12 protein-coding genes are annotated in these 16224 nt (G+C 41.3%); 7 read left to right on the plus strand and 5 right to left on the minus strand.

Annotation, left to right across the window (positions count from 1 at the left end; genetic code table 11):
* Positions 1 to 277: 277 nt before the first annotated feature.
* From HMPREF1518_RS06490 to HMPREF1518_RS06505, 4 genes are all read left to right on the plus strand, one after another.
* Positions 278 to 4789 (plus strand): S8 family serine peptidase, encoded by a 4512-nt coding sequence (locus HMPREF1518_RS06490; RefSeq protein WP_033584990.1) that lies wholly within the window; start codon positions 278 to 280, stop codon positions 4787 to 4789.
* Between the two features lie 497 nt (positions 4790 to 5286).
* Positions 5287 to 6204: a glycine--tRNA ligase subunit alpha gene (gene glyQ / locus HMPREF1518_RS06495; protein WP_000038733.1), complete on the plus strand. Its 918-nt coding sequence runs from the start codon at positions 5287 to 5289 to the stop codon at positions 6202 to 6204.
* A 262-nt stretch (positions 6205 to 6466) separates the two neighbouring features.
* A complete protein-coding gene (gene glyS / locus HMPREF1518_RS06500; protein ID WP_000164802.1) occupies positions 6467 to 8503 on the plus strand; it encodes a glycine--tRNA ligase subunit beta in 2037 nt (678 codons plus the stop codon).
* Positions 8504 to 8547: 44 nt separating this feature from the next.
* Positions 8548 to 8805 carry a DUF896 family protein gene (locus HMPREF1518_RS06505; RefSeq protein ID WP_000377481.1) on the plus strand — a complete coding sequence of 86 codons (258 nt, stop codon included), beginning with the start codon at positions 8548 to 8550 and terminating at the stop codon, positions 8803 to 8805.
* Between the two features lie 82 nt (positions 8806 to 8887).
* Here the strand turns inward: HMPREF1518_RS06505 and HMPREF1518_RS06510 are convergent, their stop codons facing one another.
* Genes HMPREF1518_RS06510 through HMPREF1518_RS06520 form a run of 3 tightly spaced genes read right to left on the minus strand, consistent with a single transcriptional unit; the run spans position 8888 to position 11703 of the window.
* The gene (locus tag HMPREF1518_RS06510) at positions 8888 to 10132 is read right to left on the minus strand and encodes an NAD(P)H-dependent oxidoreductase (RefSeq protein WP_000673666.1); all 1245 of its coding nucleotides are present in this window, start codon (positions 10130 to 10132) and stop codon (positions 8888 to 8890) included.
* Between the two features lie 17 nt (positions 10133 to 10149).
* Positions 10150 to 10755: an NADPH-dependent FMN reductase gene (locus HMPREF1518_RS06515; RefSeq protein ID WP_000915933.1), complete on the minus strand. Its 606-nt coding sequence runs from the start codon at positions 10753 to 10755 to the stop codon at positions 10150 to 10152.
* 18 nt (positions 10756 to 10773) lie between these two features.
* Positions 10774 to 11703, minus strand: coding sequence for an FAD:protein FMN transferase (locus tag HMPREF1518_RS06520; protein WP_033585050.1), 930 nt, complete (start codon positions 11701 to 11703; stop codon positions 10774 to 10776).
* A 307-nt stretch (positions 11704 to 12010) separates the two neighbouring features.
* Between HMPREF1518_RS06520 and nox the strand changes: the two genes are divergently transcribed.
* From nox to pdxT, 3 genes are all read left to right on the plus strand, one after another.
* Positions 12011 to 13390 (plus strand): H2O-forming NADH oxidase, encoded by a 1380-nt coding sequence (gene nox, locus HMPREF1518_RS06525; protein ID WP_000036760.1) that lies wholly within the window; start codon positions 12011 to 12013, stop codon positions 13388 to 13390.
* 152 nt (positions 13391 to 13542) lie between these two features.
* Complete coding sequence (gene pdxS / locus HMPREF1518_RS06530; protein WP_000138520.1) at positions 13543 to 14418, plus strand: pyridoxal 5'-phosphate synthase lyase subunit PdxS; 876 nt, start codon at positions 13543 to 13545, stop codon at positions 14416 to 14418.
* Positions 14419 to 15000 (plus strand): pyridoxal 5'-phosphate synthase glutaminase subunit PdxT, encoded by a 582-nt coding sequence (gene pdxT / locus HMPREF1518_RS06535; protein WP_033584991.1) that lies wholly within the window; start codon positions 14419 to 14421, stop codon positions 14998 to 15000. It abuts the gene before it with no gap.
* Between the two features lie 19 nt (positions 15001 to 15019).
* On the opposite strand, the gene trhA is transcribed toward pdxT, so the two are convergent.
* Positions 15020 to 15667 (minus strand): PAQR family membrane homeostasis protein TrhA, encoded by a 648-nt coding sequence (trhA, locus tag HMPREF1518_RS06540; protein ID WP_001097972.1) that lies wholly within the window; start codon positions 15665 to 15667, stop codon positions 15020 to 15022.
* On the minus strand, positions 15664 to 16110 hold the full coding sequence (locus tag HMPREF1518_RS06545) for a DUF1836 domain-containing protein (protein WP_001087578.1): 447 nt from the start codon (positions 16108 to 16110) through the stop codon (positions 15664 to 15666). The genes trhA and HMPREF1518_RS06545 overlap by 4 nt, the downstream gene beginning before the upstream one ends.
* Positions 16111 to 16224: the final 114 nt, after the last annotated feature.

Genomic DNA, 16224 nt, shown 5'->3' on the forward strand with positions numbered 1-16224 from the left:
GTTTATACCGAAATAACAAAGACTAGGAATTTTAAATCCTAGTCTTTTTGTGTATAAAAAATCTAAATTATTTGTATAATAAAATAGTTTTATAAATTGAAATAAATGAACAAGTTTAGAAAATGTTGCTTTGATAGAGCAAATAACACGAATGATAAAATTAAATAAGAAAAATATATACGTAAATATTACATTTTTGTGACAATTCAGATTTTTATGAAAATTTTTGATTATTTGCGTTATAATAGGTATACTTTAAAGAAAAAGGAGATTATTTATGGATAGACGACAACGTTTTTCATTACGGAAATACAAATTTGGTCTTGCTTCAGTTTTATTGGGAACTGCTTTGGTTTTTGGAGCAAGTCAAGTTAATGCCAATGAGCAGAGTACAGGTGAAAATCAAGCCCAAACTCAGGCAATCAAGACAGAGCTAAAAGACGATAAACACTCAAACTCTTCAACTGACCAAACCAATACTAATGGGATAGCACCAGTAGTTGGAGAGAAACAAGAAGTTGAAACTTCTAAAGAGGATGCTAGTAAACAAGATGCTAAGGTAGATGCTCCGGTTGATAAAACTGCTGAAGCCCAAGAATCAGGAAAAGATAGCGCAGTTTCAAACGAAGAGAATCAAGGTGTCGTTCAGAAAGAAACAACAGTAGCTACCAGTCCAGCGCCTGCTACTGAGAAGGCTTCTGACTTGGAGAAAAAAGAGGTTCAAGTAACGACAGCTCCTAAAGCTACTGGAGAAACGGCAGCTACTGAAAAAGAACAAGAAAAAGCTGAGTCTGCAAAACCAAATAGTCTTTCAAGCAATGATATCATCACAGTACCAAAAACTTGGAAGGCTGGTTACAAGGGGACAGGGACCGTTGTTGCCATAATTGACTCTGGGCTTGATTTGAATCATGAGGTTCTTCGAATTTCGGATCCGTCAAAAGCAAAATTTAAAAACAAGGAAGCCATCGAAGCAGCTAAAAAGGCTGCTGGAATCGATTACGGTAAATGGTATAGCGATAAGGTTGTCTATGCCTATGACTACTTTGACGGAACAGATAAGATCAAAGAAGCAGAAAGAACTTCTCATGGGATGCACGTAACAGGGATAGCAGCTGGAAACCCTGATAAAGAAGCACCAAATGGTGAAAAGGTCTATGGTGTGGCGCCAGAAGCCCAAGTTATGTTTATGCGTGTCTTTTCAGATCGCCAAAAAACGACCAGTTCTGCCCTTTATGTAAAGGCGATTGATGACGCAGTTGCCTTGGGAGCAGATGCCATTAATATGAGTTTAGGCTCTAGCACTGGTTCTATGGTCGATGCTGGTTCTGATATCGTGGATGCCATCAAACGGGCTCGTGCCAAGGGAGTTTCTGTTCTTATCTCAGCAGGAAATAGCAATACATTCGGAAATGGTTATTCAAAACCACTAGCCGAAAACCCAGACTATGGCTTGGTTGGAAATCCATCCACTGTTGAAGACTCAATTTCAGTTGCTTCTGTCAATAACAAAACATTGACAACAGCCGTTTTTGAAGTTAAAGGTCTAGAGGGAAATGCCGGCCTTCATAACGGAAAATTTGATTATAATCAACCTGAGGCAGATAAGGACTTTGAAAAAGGAAAAGTGTATGAATACGTCGAAGCAGGGTTAGGTCGTGAAGAAGACTTTGCAAAGTTGGATTTAACTGGGAAACTTGCCCTCATTCAGCGTGGAGCTATGAATTTTTCAGAGAAGATCAAAAATGCACGAAAACACGGTGCAGTTGGTGCTTTGATCTACAATAATGTAGAAGGTGCAAACATCAATATGGCTATTGATGATGAAGCAAAGAAAATTCCTTCTGTATTTATTTCTAAACAGTATGGTGAAGCCTTAAAATCAGGAAACTACAAGATTGTTTTTAATGACAAGATGGATAATCGCCCATCCGATGTAGCCAATCAGCTATCTGACTTTTCAAGTTGGGGAGTGACCACCGATGGACAATTGAAACCAGACGTAACAGCTCCTGGCGGCAATATCTATTCATCCTTTAATGACAATACTTATGGTAGTATCAGCGGAACCAGTATGGCGGCTCCTCACGTTACGGGTGTTGCAGTTCTGGTTAAGGAATACCTTCAAAAACACCATCCAGAATTGACTCCTGAGCAAGTATCAGAGACTGTCAAGGCCTTGATCATGTCAACTGCAAAACCACATGTTAATAAGGACACAGGCACTTATACCTCTCCTCGTCAGCAAGGTTCTGGTATTGTGGACACAGCTGCTGCAGTGTCAACAGACCTCTATGTAACGGGTGAAAATGGTTATCCAAGTGTGACTCTGGGAAATGTTGGAGATCAATTTACTTTCAAGGTCACTGTACACAATATTTCAGATACTGACCGTACTCTCAAGATGGTGGTGAATACCAATACAGACGAAGTTCAAGATGGAAAATTCACCCTTCGACCTCGAAAACTAACGGAGACAGTCTGGCCTGAAGTGACGGTCAAAGCCCACAGCAGTCAAACAGTCACTGTTAAAGTAGATGCTCAAAAATTTGCTGCTGAACTCAGCAAACAAATGCCAAATGGCTATTTCCTTGAAGGTTTTGTTCGCTTTGTAGATCCAGCAGATGATGGGGATATTGTGAGTCTTGCATTTATGGGCTTCCGAGGAGAGTTCCAAAATCTCCCCGCTGTCGAAAAACCAATTTACAACCTTATTCGAGAAGGGAAAAATGGATTTTACACGGAAGTAGACAAGGAAAATCCTGCCGTTAACTACTCTAATGATGCCACCTATCTCGCAACCTTACAAAATGACCTTCTAGTTTCTCAAGGTCAACGCCAAGGACGCCGAATTACTGTTCTTGGGATTGAACAAAATGCTGAAGGTAAGCATGTTCTTCAGTTGGACGAAAAAGGGAATGTCCGTATTGCTATTTCTCCAAACGATGATGGAAACAAAGATCTGGTTGAATACAAAACGGTTGCTTTGAGAAATCTTGTAAATCTTCGGGCTACAGTTTATGCGGCTACGGATACCAAGCATGAACATCCTATTTGGGAGGGCGATGCAAAGGATCTCCGTAAGAATTATTTTGATGGAGACAGTAGAAATCTGAAGAGTTATATTCTAGATAATACTGCTTGGAGAGGTCAGGATTTTAATGGTAATACCGTTGCGGATGGTTTATATGACTATGTTATCAGTTATACACCAGACGTTCCAGGAGCAAAAGAACAATACACGACCTTTAAAATTCAAATTGATACTCAAAAACCGGTCATCACAAGTGGTTATATTCGCTTTAAAGATGGAAATCAAGAATTCGTAGCTCGCAAACCAAAAGATGTTGGTCAAGGCGGTATCCTTTCAGAAAAAGTCTTCTATATCACACCATTTGACCAAAAAGGGAGCATGGTTCTAACTGGAAAGGACCAGTCTGGAACGCGTGCGTTTGAAAACACCCATCTGATTAAGGCCAATGCTGACGGTAGTTATACACTTCCTAAGGATGTTGACAAGGCTAATATTTACTATCTTGTAGAGGACTATGCAGGGAATGTAGACTATATCTCGCTTGCCGAACTTGTGCGCAATCAAAATAGTGGTCGAGTGAAAATTGCATTGAAGGATGCAAAAACAAACCAGGATATTGATACCCTCTACGTCTATCGAATCAAAAATAGCAAGGGGCAATATGTTGATGTTGACAAGACAAAAGCGATTCATTTCTTACAATTTGGTCATTATACGGCAGAAATTTTCAGTTATGACCGAACAGAACTGAAGTTTATCAGTGCCTTGTCCCAAGAGTTTGACCTGACGGAAGAAAATAGTTTCCAAACCATTACCTTCCTAGCAAATCTCCTAGAGTATGCTCCGGTATCTGTTTCTTTCAATCAAGCTGTTCCAAAGACGACTACAGTAGTTCTGAAAGGAGAAGATGGGACAAGTATCACTCTTCCTGCTGAAAAATACGGTCAATACGCCTTTGGTAAGAAAGTTGCTACAGGTCGTTATACTGTACAAGTCACCTTGCCAACTGGATATGAACTCCTTGAAGATCTCGTTTCCTTGCTCGTTCAGCCAGGTCGAAATAATGCTTTGCGCCTATCTGTTGTGTCTAAGTTGGCCTTGATTGCTGCGGTAAATCAACAAAAAGAACTGGTAGAAACGTCTCGTTACTTTAATAGTAGTGCAGATAAGAGAAAAGCTTATGATCAAGCTTTCCAAGTGGCGCAGTCAGCCTTGTCAAGCAAGTTGAAGCAAGAATTGATTGATGGCGTTCTCGCTAGTCTTGAAGCTGCTGGTAAGACTTTGGATGGAAAAGATTTGAACGTGGCAGCCTTGAAAGAAGCTATGAAAGCTTACTACGCAACGACTAAAACTGGACGATATGCTAATGCCAAGGAAAAAGTACGTCGAGCTTATGATCGTGCCTTCCAAGAAATTGCCTTACTAGCTGTGGACCCTAAAGTCAAACAAGATCAAATTGACCAATCTCTTATTGCCCTAGCTACAGCTAAAAGCAAACTAAATGGCAAGGCCACAGACTTCTCTAGTCTAAAGAAACTGGTCAAGGATGAACGTCTCTTCCAAGAAAAGAATGCGAGATTTATCTATGCAGATAAGAAAGAAAAAGCAGCTTATCTTCTAGTCTTTAAAGAAGCACAGGAACTCCTTAAAGATCCAGGAGCGAGCCAAGAAGATGTCAAAGATGCCATTACAGTCTTGAAACAAGCCAAGAGAAATCTGCATGGCAAAAAACCAAAAGCAAGAAGACATCCTTAAACAGGAGTTTCTGAAGCTTTACTGATAAATGAGTCTGAAACTTTGTTTTCAGACTCATTTTTGGTTTACACTAGCTAGGAAATCTGCTATAATACTAGCTAGGAAAGAAAGTCTTATGGCGTTCTTCAAGCGAGCTTGGGATAGTGGGAGCCAAGTAGGACAAGGTAAGAAACTGGCGCTTTCTGTCGTATTTTAAAAAACAATGAAGTAATAAATTAGGGTGGAACCGCGTTTCTGACGCCCCTAGGTCACAGACTTAGGAGTAAAGACACGGTTCTTTTTGTATCCAAAGTCACAAGAATTTATAAAAAGGAGTAAATAATGTCTAAAAAATTGACTTTCCACTGCGTCAGTGGCAGAGACCTCCTTACAGTCGGACTGCCCCACGCTCAGCACTAGAGTGCCTGAGCTAGACGCAGTACTAACTCGTCTTGCCTCGTATAATCGACAAGGCAGACTCGTGTCGCAAAAAATCATTTTTTATTAAGGAGTATTCAATGTCTAAGAAATTAACATTTCAAGAAATTATTTTGACTTTGCAACAATTTTGGAATGACCAAGGTTGTATGCTCATGCAGGCTTATGATAATGAAAAAGGTGCGGGAACCATGAGTCCGTACACTTTCCTTCGTGCTATCGGACCTGAGCCATGGAATGCGGCTTATGTAGAGCCATCACGCCGTCCTGCTGACGGTCGTTACGGGGAAAACCCTAACCGTCTCTACCAACACCACCAATTCCAAGTGGTTATGAAGCCTTCTCCATCAAACATCCAAGAACTTTACCTTGAGTCTTTGGAAAAATTGGGTATCAATCCATTGGAACACGATATCCGCTTCGTTGAAGATAACTGGGAAAATCCATCGACTGGTTCAGCTGGTCTCGGTTGGGAAGTTTGGCTTGATGGGATGGAAATCACTCAGTTCACTTATTTCCAACAAGTTGGTGGATTGGCAACTGGCCCTGTGACTGCGGAAGTTACCTATGGTTTGGAACGCTTGGCTTCTTATATTCAAGAAGTTGATTCTGTCTATGATATTGAGTGGGCTGATGGTGTAAAATATGGAGAAATCTTTATCCAGCCTGAGTACGAGCATTCAAAATATTCATTTGAAATTTCGGACCAAGAAATGTTGCTTGAAAACTTTGATAAGTTTGAAAAGGAAGCTGGTCGTGCCTTGGAAGAGGGCTTGGTTCACCCTGCCTATGACTATGTTCTCAAATGTTCACATACCTTTAACCTGCTGGACGCGCGTGGTGCCGTATCTGTAACCGAGCGTGCGGGCTATATCGCTCGTATCCGTAACTTGGCTCGTGTCGTAGCTAAAACCTTTGTTGCGGAACGCAAACGCCTAGGCTACCCACTTTTGGATGAGGCGACACGAGCTAAACTCTTAGCAGAAGACGCAGAATAGTGAGTAATACTGTGCTCTAAAATCGTTAGAGGCAAGTCGAAGACTTGCTAGAGGGATATGCACCGCTGTACTGTTATGTGGGGATTTTTGAACCCTTGGGTTCAAAAATCAGTCAGCTAAATCCACTTTGATGAGACTGTTGGAAATCTTGATCAATTTTGTATTAGATTTCCATACAGATTCACAAAGTTAATTAGCGACGTCCCCAGTACCTAAGGTGCATATCAAAAGAAAAGATTGAAGAAGATGTAAAGGAAAAAACATGACAAAAAACTTATTAGTAGAACTCGGTCTTGAAGAGTTACCAGCCTACGTAGTAACTCCAAGCGAAAACCAACTAGGTGAAAAAATGGCAGCCTTCCTCAAGGAAAACCGCCTGTCTTTTGAAGCTATTCAAACCTTCTCAACACCACGTCGTTTGGCTGTTCGTGTGACTGGTCTTGCAGACAAACAGTCTGATTTGACAGAAGATTTCAAGGGTCCAGCAAAGAAAATCGCCTTGGATAGTGATGGAAACTTCACCAAAGCAGCTCAAGGATTTGTCCGTGGAAAAGACTTGACAGTTGAAGATATTGAATTCCGTGAAATCAAAGGTGAAGAATATGTCTATGTTACCAAGGAAGAAGTGGGGCAACCAGTTGAAGCCATTGTTCCAGGTGTAGTAGACGTCTTGAAGTCACTGACTTTCCCTGTCAGCATGCACTGGGCTAACAACACTTTTGAGTATATCCGCCCTGTACACACTTTGACAGTTCTCTTGGACGAGCAAGAGTTTGACTTGGATTTCCTTGATATTAAGGGCGGTCGTGTGAGTCGTGGTCATCGTTTCTTGGGACAAGAAACCAAGATTCAGTCAGCATTAAGCTATGAAGAAGACCTTCGTGAACAGTTTGTAATCGCGGATCCACGTGAACGTGAGCAAATGATTGTTGACCAAATCAAAGAAATCGAGGCAAAACATGGCGTACGTATCGAAATTGATGCAGAATTGCTGAATGAAGTCTTGAACTTGGTTGAATACCCAACTGCCTTTATGGGAAGTTTTGATGCCAAATACCTTGAAGTTCCAGAAGAAGTTTTGGTGACTTCGATGAAGGAACACCAACGTTACTTCGTTGTTCGTGATCAAGAAGGTAAACTCTTGCCAAACTTCATTTCTGTTCGTAACGGAAACGCAGAGCATTTGGAAAATGTCATCAAGGGAAATGAAAAAGTTTTAGTTGCCCGCTTGGAAGACGGAGAATTCTTCTGGCGTGAAGACCAAAAATTGGTCATTTCAGATCTTGTTGAAAAATTGAACCATGTGACCTTCCACGAAAAGATTGGTTCTCTTCGTGAACACATGATTCGTACAGGTCAGATTGCCGTCCTTTTGGCGGAAAAAGCTGGTTTATCAGTGGATGAAACGATTGATCTTGCCCGAGCAGCATCCATTTACAAGTTTGACTTGTTGACAGGGATGGTTGGTGAGTTTGATGAACTCCAAGGAATTATGGGTGAGAAATATGCCCTTCTTGCTGGGGAAACTCCAGCAGTTGCGGCTGCCATTCGTGAACACTACATGCCTACATCAGCGGACGGAGCTCTCCCAGAGAGCAAGATTGGAGCCATTCTAGCCATTGCAGACAAATTGGATACGATTTTGAGTTTCTTCTCAGTAGGCTTGATTCCATCAGGTTCTAACGATCCTTATGCCCTTCGTCGTGCAACTCAAGGTGTAGTTCGTATCTTGGATGCTTTTGGTTGGCACATTGCTATGGATGAGTTGATTGATAGCCTTTATGCTTTGAAATTTGACAGCTTGACTTATGGAAATAAAGCAGAGGTCATGGACTTTATCAAGGCTCGTGTTGATAAGATGATGGGTTCTACTCCAAAAGACATTAAGGAAGCGGTCCTTGCAAGTTCGAACTTTGTCGTGGCGGATATGTTGGAAGCAGCAAGTGCTCTCGTCGAAGCAAGCAAGGAAGAAAACTTCAAACCGTCTGTAGAATCTCTTTCACGTGCTTTCAACTTGGCTGAGAAAGCAGAAGGATCTGAAACAGTTGATCCTGCTCTCTTTGAAAATGAAGAAGAGAAAGCCTTGGCGGAAGCAGTAGAATCACTCGTTTTATCAGGGACTGCAAGTCAGCAATTAGAACAACTCTTTGCGCTTAGTCCAGTTATTGATGCTTTCTTTGAGAATACTATGGTAATGACCGATGATCAAGATATTCGTCAAAATCGATTGGCTGTTTTGTCGCAATTAACCAAGAAAGCAGCTAAACTTGCACGCTTTAACCAAATCAATACCAAGTAGACTCTCTATTAAACGAACTGTATCTTTTTACAAAGGAGATAAACATGGATTCAAAAAAAATCGCTCGTATCAACGAGCTCGCTAAAAAGAAAAAAACAGAAGGCTTAACTTCTGCTGAAAAAGTAGAACAAGCTAAACTTCGTGAGGAATACATCGAAGGCTATCGTCGTGCTGTTCGTCACCATATTGAAGGAATTAAGATTGTTGATGAAGAGGGAAATGACGTCACACCAGAAAAACTACGCCAAGTGCAACGTGAAAAAGGTTTACACGGTCGCAGTTTAGATGATCCTAACTCATAAAATGAAAGGGGGCTGTAGATGATTTACAAGCCCTTTTTCTGTTGTAATAAAAAAAGGAGCCATTTGGCTCCTTTTTAGTTTCTTAGTTACTTGCGCCAGAAGTAGCGTCTGCGCCACCACCGTGGCCTCCAGCGTCACCTGAATCAGAAGCACCAGAAGTAGCATCGGCATCTCCATGACTTCCAGCAGCAGGAGCAAATGGTCCGCTACCACCAACCAAACGTTGACCCGTTTCTTTTAGGTACCAGTCAAGCCATGGTTGGAAGTTAAAGACAATTTCATTTATTCCAGCGTATGATCCATCAGGATAGTACATCGCTTGGTAGTTGTGGGTGTTGATGACACCTGCAGGAGAACCTGGAACGATCGTACGGACGTATTCTTGGTTTCCGTTACGAAGTGTTCCGATAACCCACTCTACATTCTTCATACGTGCTGGTGGAAGAGATCCATGAACAGTCGACATACGGTTACCTGATTGAGGTGGTACACGTTTGGCAAACATGGTGTCTGGATCTTGGTGAGCGTTATTGTAGTAGAGGAATTGGTTGTTATCGTCAGCGTATGTCAATTCAAATGGCATAGCTTTCAAGAACATATCAATTTGGTTAACTGTCAGGATACCATGGTCCAGTTTGACATAGGTATCACCAGAAACAGCTCCAGTGATTGCAGCAACTTTTTCTACCCATTCTGGATCGTCAGGATCAACTTCTGTGATGGTTGTAGCGATTGGTTTTCCACAATCCAAGTCTTCTGGTTCGATTGGTTTTGGTTTTTTCAATTTCGAAACGACTCCTACGTATTTTACAAAGTTATCTAAGCAAGTTTCAAGGAATTTAACAGTGCCTTCGTTGGTGATATTTCCGTCGTTATCAAAAGCTTCCTTAGCTTTACCAAGAAGGAATTCGTTACCTGGAAGCGTGTAGGCATTGACACCTGGAGCATCAAGGATTTTACGGAGGTGAACTTGGGCACGTGATGTTCCTTGGTCGTAGTATGATGCACCTACAATCATAACAGGCTTGTTTTCAAATGGATGAACTTCGTATGAAAGCCATTCAAGTACAGATTTGAGAGAAGCTGAGATAGTGTGGTTGTGCTCAGGAGTGGCGATAATGACACCATCAGCACGTGTAATCTTGTTATACAAGAAGCGCAATTGGAAACTTTCGTCCCATTTTTCGTCTTGGTTAAACATTGGAACTTCGTCGATTTCAAGAACTTCTAATTCAAATTTGAATTTGAAATTGCGACGAATAAATTCCAAGAGTTTGCGGTTATATGATTGATCGTAGTTTGATCCAACAAGTCCAACAAATTTCATTCTTTCGGTCTCCTATCTTACAAATTTTCCCAGTCAAATTCTTCTGCATCTTTACGAAGCAATTCTTGTGCGTTGCGCAATTTTTCAGTAATTTTCACGAAGATACGGAAGTCATCAAAAATAGCATCCAATTTCTTGATGACATCAAGGTCAACCAAGTCACCACTTGGGTTAAATGCTTGAAGAGAGTGTGAGAGCAAGAATTCATCTGGAAGAACATTTGCCTTGATTTCAGGAGCATTCAAGATTTGACGAAGTTGCAATTGGGCACGAGATGAACCAAGTGTGCCGTATGAAGCACCAGTAATCATGATTGGTTTGTTCAAAAGTGGGTAGATACCGTAAGATAGCCAAGCAAGAGCGCTCATCAAAACTGCAGGGATAGAGTGGTCGTACTCAGGAGTACCGATAATCACACCGTCAGATGCTTCAATTTTAGCTGCAATCTCAAGAATTTCAGCTGGAAGTTGCTTATCTGCTGGTTTGTTGAAAACAGGGATATCCTTGATTTCAACGAGTTCAATTTCAGCTTTATCCGCAAAGTGTTTTTGCATGTATTGGAGCAATTGGCGGTTTGTAGAACGTTTAGAGTTCGTTCCAACAATGGCAATAAGTTTTAGCATGAGATTTCCTTTCTCTTTTTACATAATACAATTTTGAAGGCCTGAAGAACAAGCAAGGCGTCCCTCTTTGTCGATGAGGATGGCTTCAATCCCATCTATACTTTCGACTTGCCAGAGGATAGAAGCGCTTCGTTCTCCGAATAGGCGGGTTGTCCAAATCTCACCATCAACGGATTTATCTGAGATAATCGTTAGGCTAGCAAGATTGGTTTCGACAGGGAATCCTGTCTCACTATCAAAGATATGGTGATAGTCTTTTCCATCTACTGTCAGGTGACGTTCATAGATACCTGAAGTAACAACGGATTTGTTAGAAGCAGGAATGGTTAGGAGATGATTGCCACGAGGATTTCGCGGATCTTGAATACCGATTTGCCAGGCTTTCCCTTCTTTGGCTTGGTTATTCCCGATGGTGAGGATATTTCCTCCGAGGTTGATCAAGGCAGAGGTGATACCATGTGTTTTCAAATACTGAGCAACCTTATCTGCACTATAGCCCTTGGCTAAACAACCTAAATCAAGCTTCATTCCTTTCTTCTCTAAAAAAACAGTAGAGTTAGTCGGATCTAACTTGATAAAATGCGGGTCAACTAGAGGCAAGACGGCTTCGATTTCGTTTAACTCTGGAAGCCGGGCATCTGCAAATCCGATTCGCCAGGTTTGAATCAAGGGACCGATACTGATATTGAGATGGCTAGAGGGAGCTAGGCTGTGCTCTAGTCCAAGAGCAATCAGTTCAAACAGGTCAGGATGAACCTTAACAGGTGTGATTCCAGCCTGGTAGTTGATTTCCATCAGTTCAGATTCTTGACTATTGGCGTTGAAGCGGTATTCGAGCTCCTTGAGCAAGTCAAAAGCGCCCTGAAGCAGGATTTCTGCCCGCTCATCTACTAATGAAATCGTGATAGTTGTTCCCATTAGCCGTTCAGAACGTGAATGAAGAGGCAAACTACCAGCTCCTTTCTTTTCATAGGAAATCATTCAATATAAGTTGGTTAAAGAAAAAGTAAACCCCTTACATTTTATTTCCATGTAACTAGCATACCATAAAGTCAGCGTTTTCACAAATGTATTTTGACAAAAAGTCAAGAAATATGCTCAAAATTAGAATGAAAACGATAGAAAAATAAGGTTTGTTAATATTAAGAGTATTTTTTTCTGAAAAAAAGAGAATTCTGAGCAAATATCTTGTAAACGCTAACAGTAAATGATATACTAGAAAAGTAAATCAAAAATTAAAGGTAGGAATTTTTCTATGAGTAAAATCGTTGTAGTTGGTGCTAACCACGCTGGTACAGCTTGTATTAATACGATGTTGGATAACTTTGGTCATGAGAACGAAATCGTAGTATTTGACCAAAACTCAAATATTTCATTCCTTGGTTGTGGAATGGCGCTTTGGATCGGGGAACAAATTGATGGCCCAGAAGGTCTCTTCTACTCTGATAAAGAAAAATTGGAAGCAAAAGGTGCTAAAATTTACATGAACTCACCAGTTCTTTCAATTGACTACGATAACAAAGTTGTAACTGCTGAAGTTGAAGGTAAAGAACACAAAGAGTCTTATGATAAATTAATCTTTGCAACTGGTTCAACTCCAATCTTGCCTCCAATCGAAGGTGTTGAAATCGTTAAGGGTAACCGCGAATTCAAAGCAACACTTGAAAATGTTCAATTTGTTAAGTTGTACCAAAATGCAGAAGAAGTCATCGAAAAACTTGCTGACAAGAGCAAACACCTTGAGCGCATTGCCGTTGTTGGTGGTGGTTACATCGGTGTTGAGCTGGCTGAAGCTTTCGAACGTCTTGGAAAAGAAGTGGTGCTTGTTGATATCGTAGACACTGTTTTGAACGGCTACTATGACAAAGACTTCACCCAAATGATGGCGAAGAACTTGGAAGACCACAACATCCGCTTGGCGCTTGGTCAAACAGTTAAAGCCATCCAAGGTGACGGTAAAGTTGAACGTTTGGTAACAGACAAAGAAACATTTGATGTGGATATGGTGGTTCTTGCAGTTGGTTTCCGTCCAAACACAGCTCTTGCTGACGGTAAGATTGAACTTTTCCGCAACGGTGCCTTCCTTGTAGACAAGAAACAAGAAACATCTATCCCAGGTGTATACGCTGTTGGTGACTGTGCGACTGTTTATGACAATGCTCGTAAAGACACTAGCTACATCGCTCTTGCATCTAACGCTGTACGTACTGGTATCGTTGGTGCTTACAATGCTTGTGGACATGAATTGGAAGGAATCGGTGTGCAAGGATCAAACGGTATTTCAATCTATGGTCTTCACATGGTTTCAACTGGTTTGACTCTTGAAAAAGCAAAAGCAGCAGGTTACAATGCAACTGAAACTGGCTTTAACGATCTTCAAAAACCAGAATTTATGAAGCATGACAACCACGAAGTTGCCATCAAGATTGTCTTTGATAAAGACAGTCGCGAAATCCTTGGTGCACAAATGGTTTCACATGATGCTGCAATTAGTATGGGAATCCACATGTTCTCACTTGCTATCCAAGAGCATGTGACAATTGATAAATTGGCTTTGACAGACCTATTCTTCTTGCCACACTTCAACAAACCATACAACTACATCACAATGGCTGCACTTACAGCTGAAAAATAACAATAGCTGAGCTATCTGGCCTTAAGTTAAGGTCAGATAGTTTTTTTAATCCATCTGTACCCAGACAATTATTGTTTTTCTATCTTGTACTTCATTCTAATCTGGCTTAAAATGAAATGGTAGCTACCAATACAAATGATGAGGATTAAGAAATGACTGAAAATCGTTATGAACTAAATAAAAACTTGGCACAGATGCTCAAAGGTGGGGTTATCATGGACGTTCAAAACCCTGAACAGGCTCGTATCGCAGAGGCTGCTGGTGCGGCAGCTGTTATGGCCTTGGAACGGATTCCAGCTGATATTCGTGCAGCTGGTGGGGTTTCCCGTATGAGCGATCCAAAGATGATTAAGGAAATCCAAGAAGCGGTCAGCATTCCAGTGATGGCCAAGGTCAGAATTGGGCATTTTGTTGAAGCTCAGATTTTAGAGGCTATTGAGATTGACTATATCGATGAGAGTGAAGTGCTGTCTCCAGCAGACGATCGTTTCCATGTAGATAAGAAGGAATTTCAAGTTCCTTTTGTCTGTGGAGCTAAGGACTTGGGTGAAGCCTTGCGTCGTATCGCTGAAGGAGCTTCCATGATTCGCACAAAAGGAGAACCGGGGACAGGAGATATTGTTCAAGCCGTTCGTCATATGCGCATGATGAATCAAGAAATTCGCCGTATTCAAAATCTTCGCGAAGATGAACTTTATGTGGCTGCCAAGGACTTGCAAGTCCCTGTAGAATTGGTCCAATACGTTCATGAACATGGAAAATTGCCAGTTGTAAACTTCGCAGCTGGAGGTGTTGCAACACCAGCAGATGCTGCGCTGATGATGCAATTGGGGGCAGAGGGTGTCTTTGTTGGTTCAGGTATTTTCAAATCAGGCGACCCTGTTAAACGAGCAAGTGCTATTGTTAAGGCCGTAACCAACTACCAAAATCCTCAAATTCTGGCTCAAATCTCTGAAGATCTAGGGGAAGCCATGGTTGGTATCAATGAGAATGAAATCCAAATTCTTATGGCAGAGCGAGGAAAATAGATGAAAATTGGAATATTGGCCTTGCAAGGCGCCTTTGCAGAACATGCAAAAGTGCTAGAAAAGTTAGGTGTTGTTAGTGTCGAAATCAGAAATTTAGATGATTTTCAACAACATCAGAGTGACTTGGTGGGTTTGATATTACCTGGCGGTGAGTCTACAACCATGGGCAAGCTCTTGCGCGACCAGAACATGCTGCTTCCCATCCGAGAAGCCATTCTATCTGGATTACCCGCTTTTGGGACCTGTGCGGGCTTAATTTTGCTGGCTAAGGAAATCATTTCTCAGGAAGAAAGTCATCTAGCGACTATGGACATAGTAGTTGAGCGCAACGCCTATGGGCGCCAACTAGGAAGTTTTTATACAGAAGCAGAATGTAAGGGAGTTGGTCAGATTCCCATGACCTTTATCCGTGGACCGATTATCAGCAGTGTTGGAGAGGGTGTAGAAATTCTAGCAACAGTTGATGATCAAATCGTTGCTGCGCAAGAAAAAAATATGCTGGTAACCTCTTTTCATCCTGAGTTAACAGATGATGCTCGCTTGCACCAGTATTTTATCAATATGTGTAAAGAAAAAAGTTGAGAAAAGATTCTCAACTTTTTTACATGTAATAAACAATAGCGATGTACTGAAGTGCAGATGCTGCTAGGATAAAGAGATGCCAAATCATGTGGAAATAAGGTTTTTTCTTAGCGTAAAATCCAGCTCCAACTGTATAACAGAGCCCACCAGTTACCATGAGACTCCAGAAAATTGGTGTTGTTTGACTGATAATGGCAGGAATGATAGCCAGAACCAACCAGCCCATGATCAGGTAAAGGGCAAGGCTGAATTTCTCATTGACCTTTTTAGCAAAGATTTTATAAAGGATGCCAAAGATGGTCGTTCCCCACTGAATGGCAATGATCAGATAGCCAAACCAGTTATTCATCAAAGTCAATACGACCGGCGTATAAGAGCCCGCGATAGCCACGTAAATCATAGAATGGTCGATGATTCGCAAGACGTATTTGTGGGTCGAACCATAGGCCATAGAGTGGTAAATGGTTGACGAGAGGAACATGAGAAAGAGACTGATAACAAAGATAGAAACGCCAAAGGATGATAAAAATCCGTGTGCTTCATAACTATAGGTGGATGAAATGGGGAGTAGGATGAGCATGATAACGGCACCCACAGCATGGGTCACGCTATTAGCAATTTCCTCTCCAAAACTGAGTTTTTTACTGAGTTTTAGACTGGTATTCATTGGATTTCCTCCTCTTCTTTGATAAGGATTAAGTCTAGAGTTTGATGATAGAGTTTAACCGTTTGACAGCTAGTTTGGATAATAGGATTTTCTGGATCAATCCCATGGTTCATGTAGTCTACAAAAGCATCGTAGAGCTGGTCTGAGCTCGCTTGAGTTTGCAGAGTATTAAGGGTCTGAGCAATTTCTTGGATCGAAAAGACAGACTTGAGAGTGGTGATGGCAATCAAACGGGCGATCTGTTTGCGTTGGTATTTTTTCTTGTCTGGCTTTGTCAGGTAACCATGTTTGACATAGTTATTGACCATAGATGCTGTTAGTCCCTTGTCCTTATCTGGAGAGATAGGGGCACAGACCTGATTGACATAAAGTAAAACCTGATCCAGATAGAGGTCAATGTTTGGAATGTCTTCCCATTTTGGGTAGGAAAAGTTAGAATTCATTTCCAACTCCTTTTTATCTAGTTTCGATAACTAGATTATAAAATAATAAAAAACAAAAGTCAAGTTTCAACTGCTTGTAGAAAGCTTTAAATTATGCTATGATGAGAGAAAATA

This window comes from Streptococcus sp. SR1 (assembly GCF_000526075.1).
GTDB lineage: Bacteria > Bacillota > Bacilli > Lactobacillales > Streptococcaceae > Streptococcus > Streptococcus halitosis.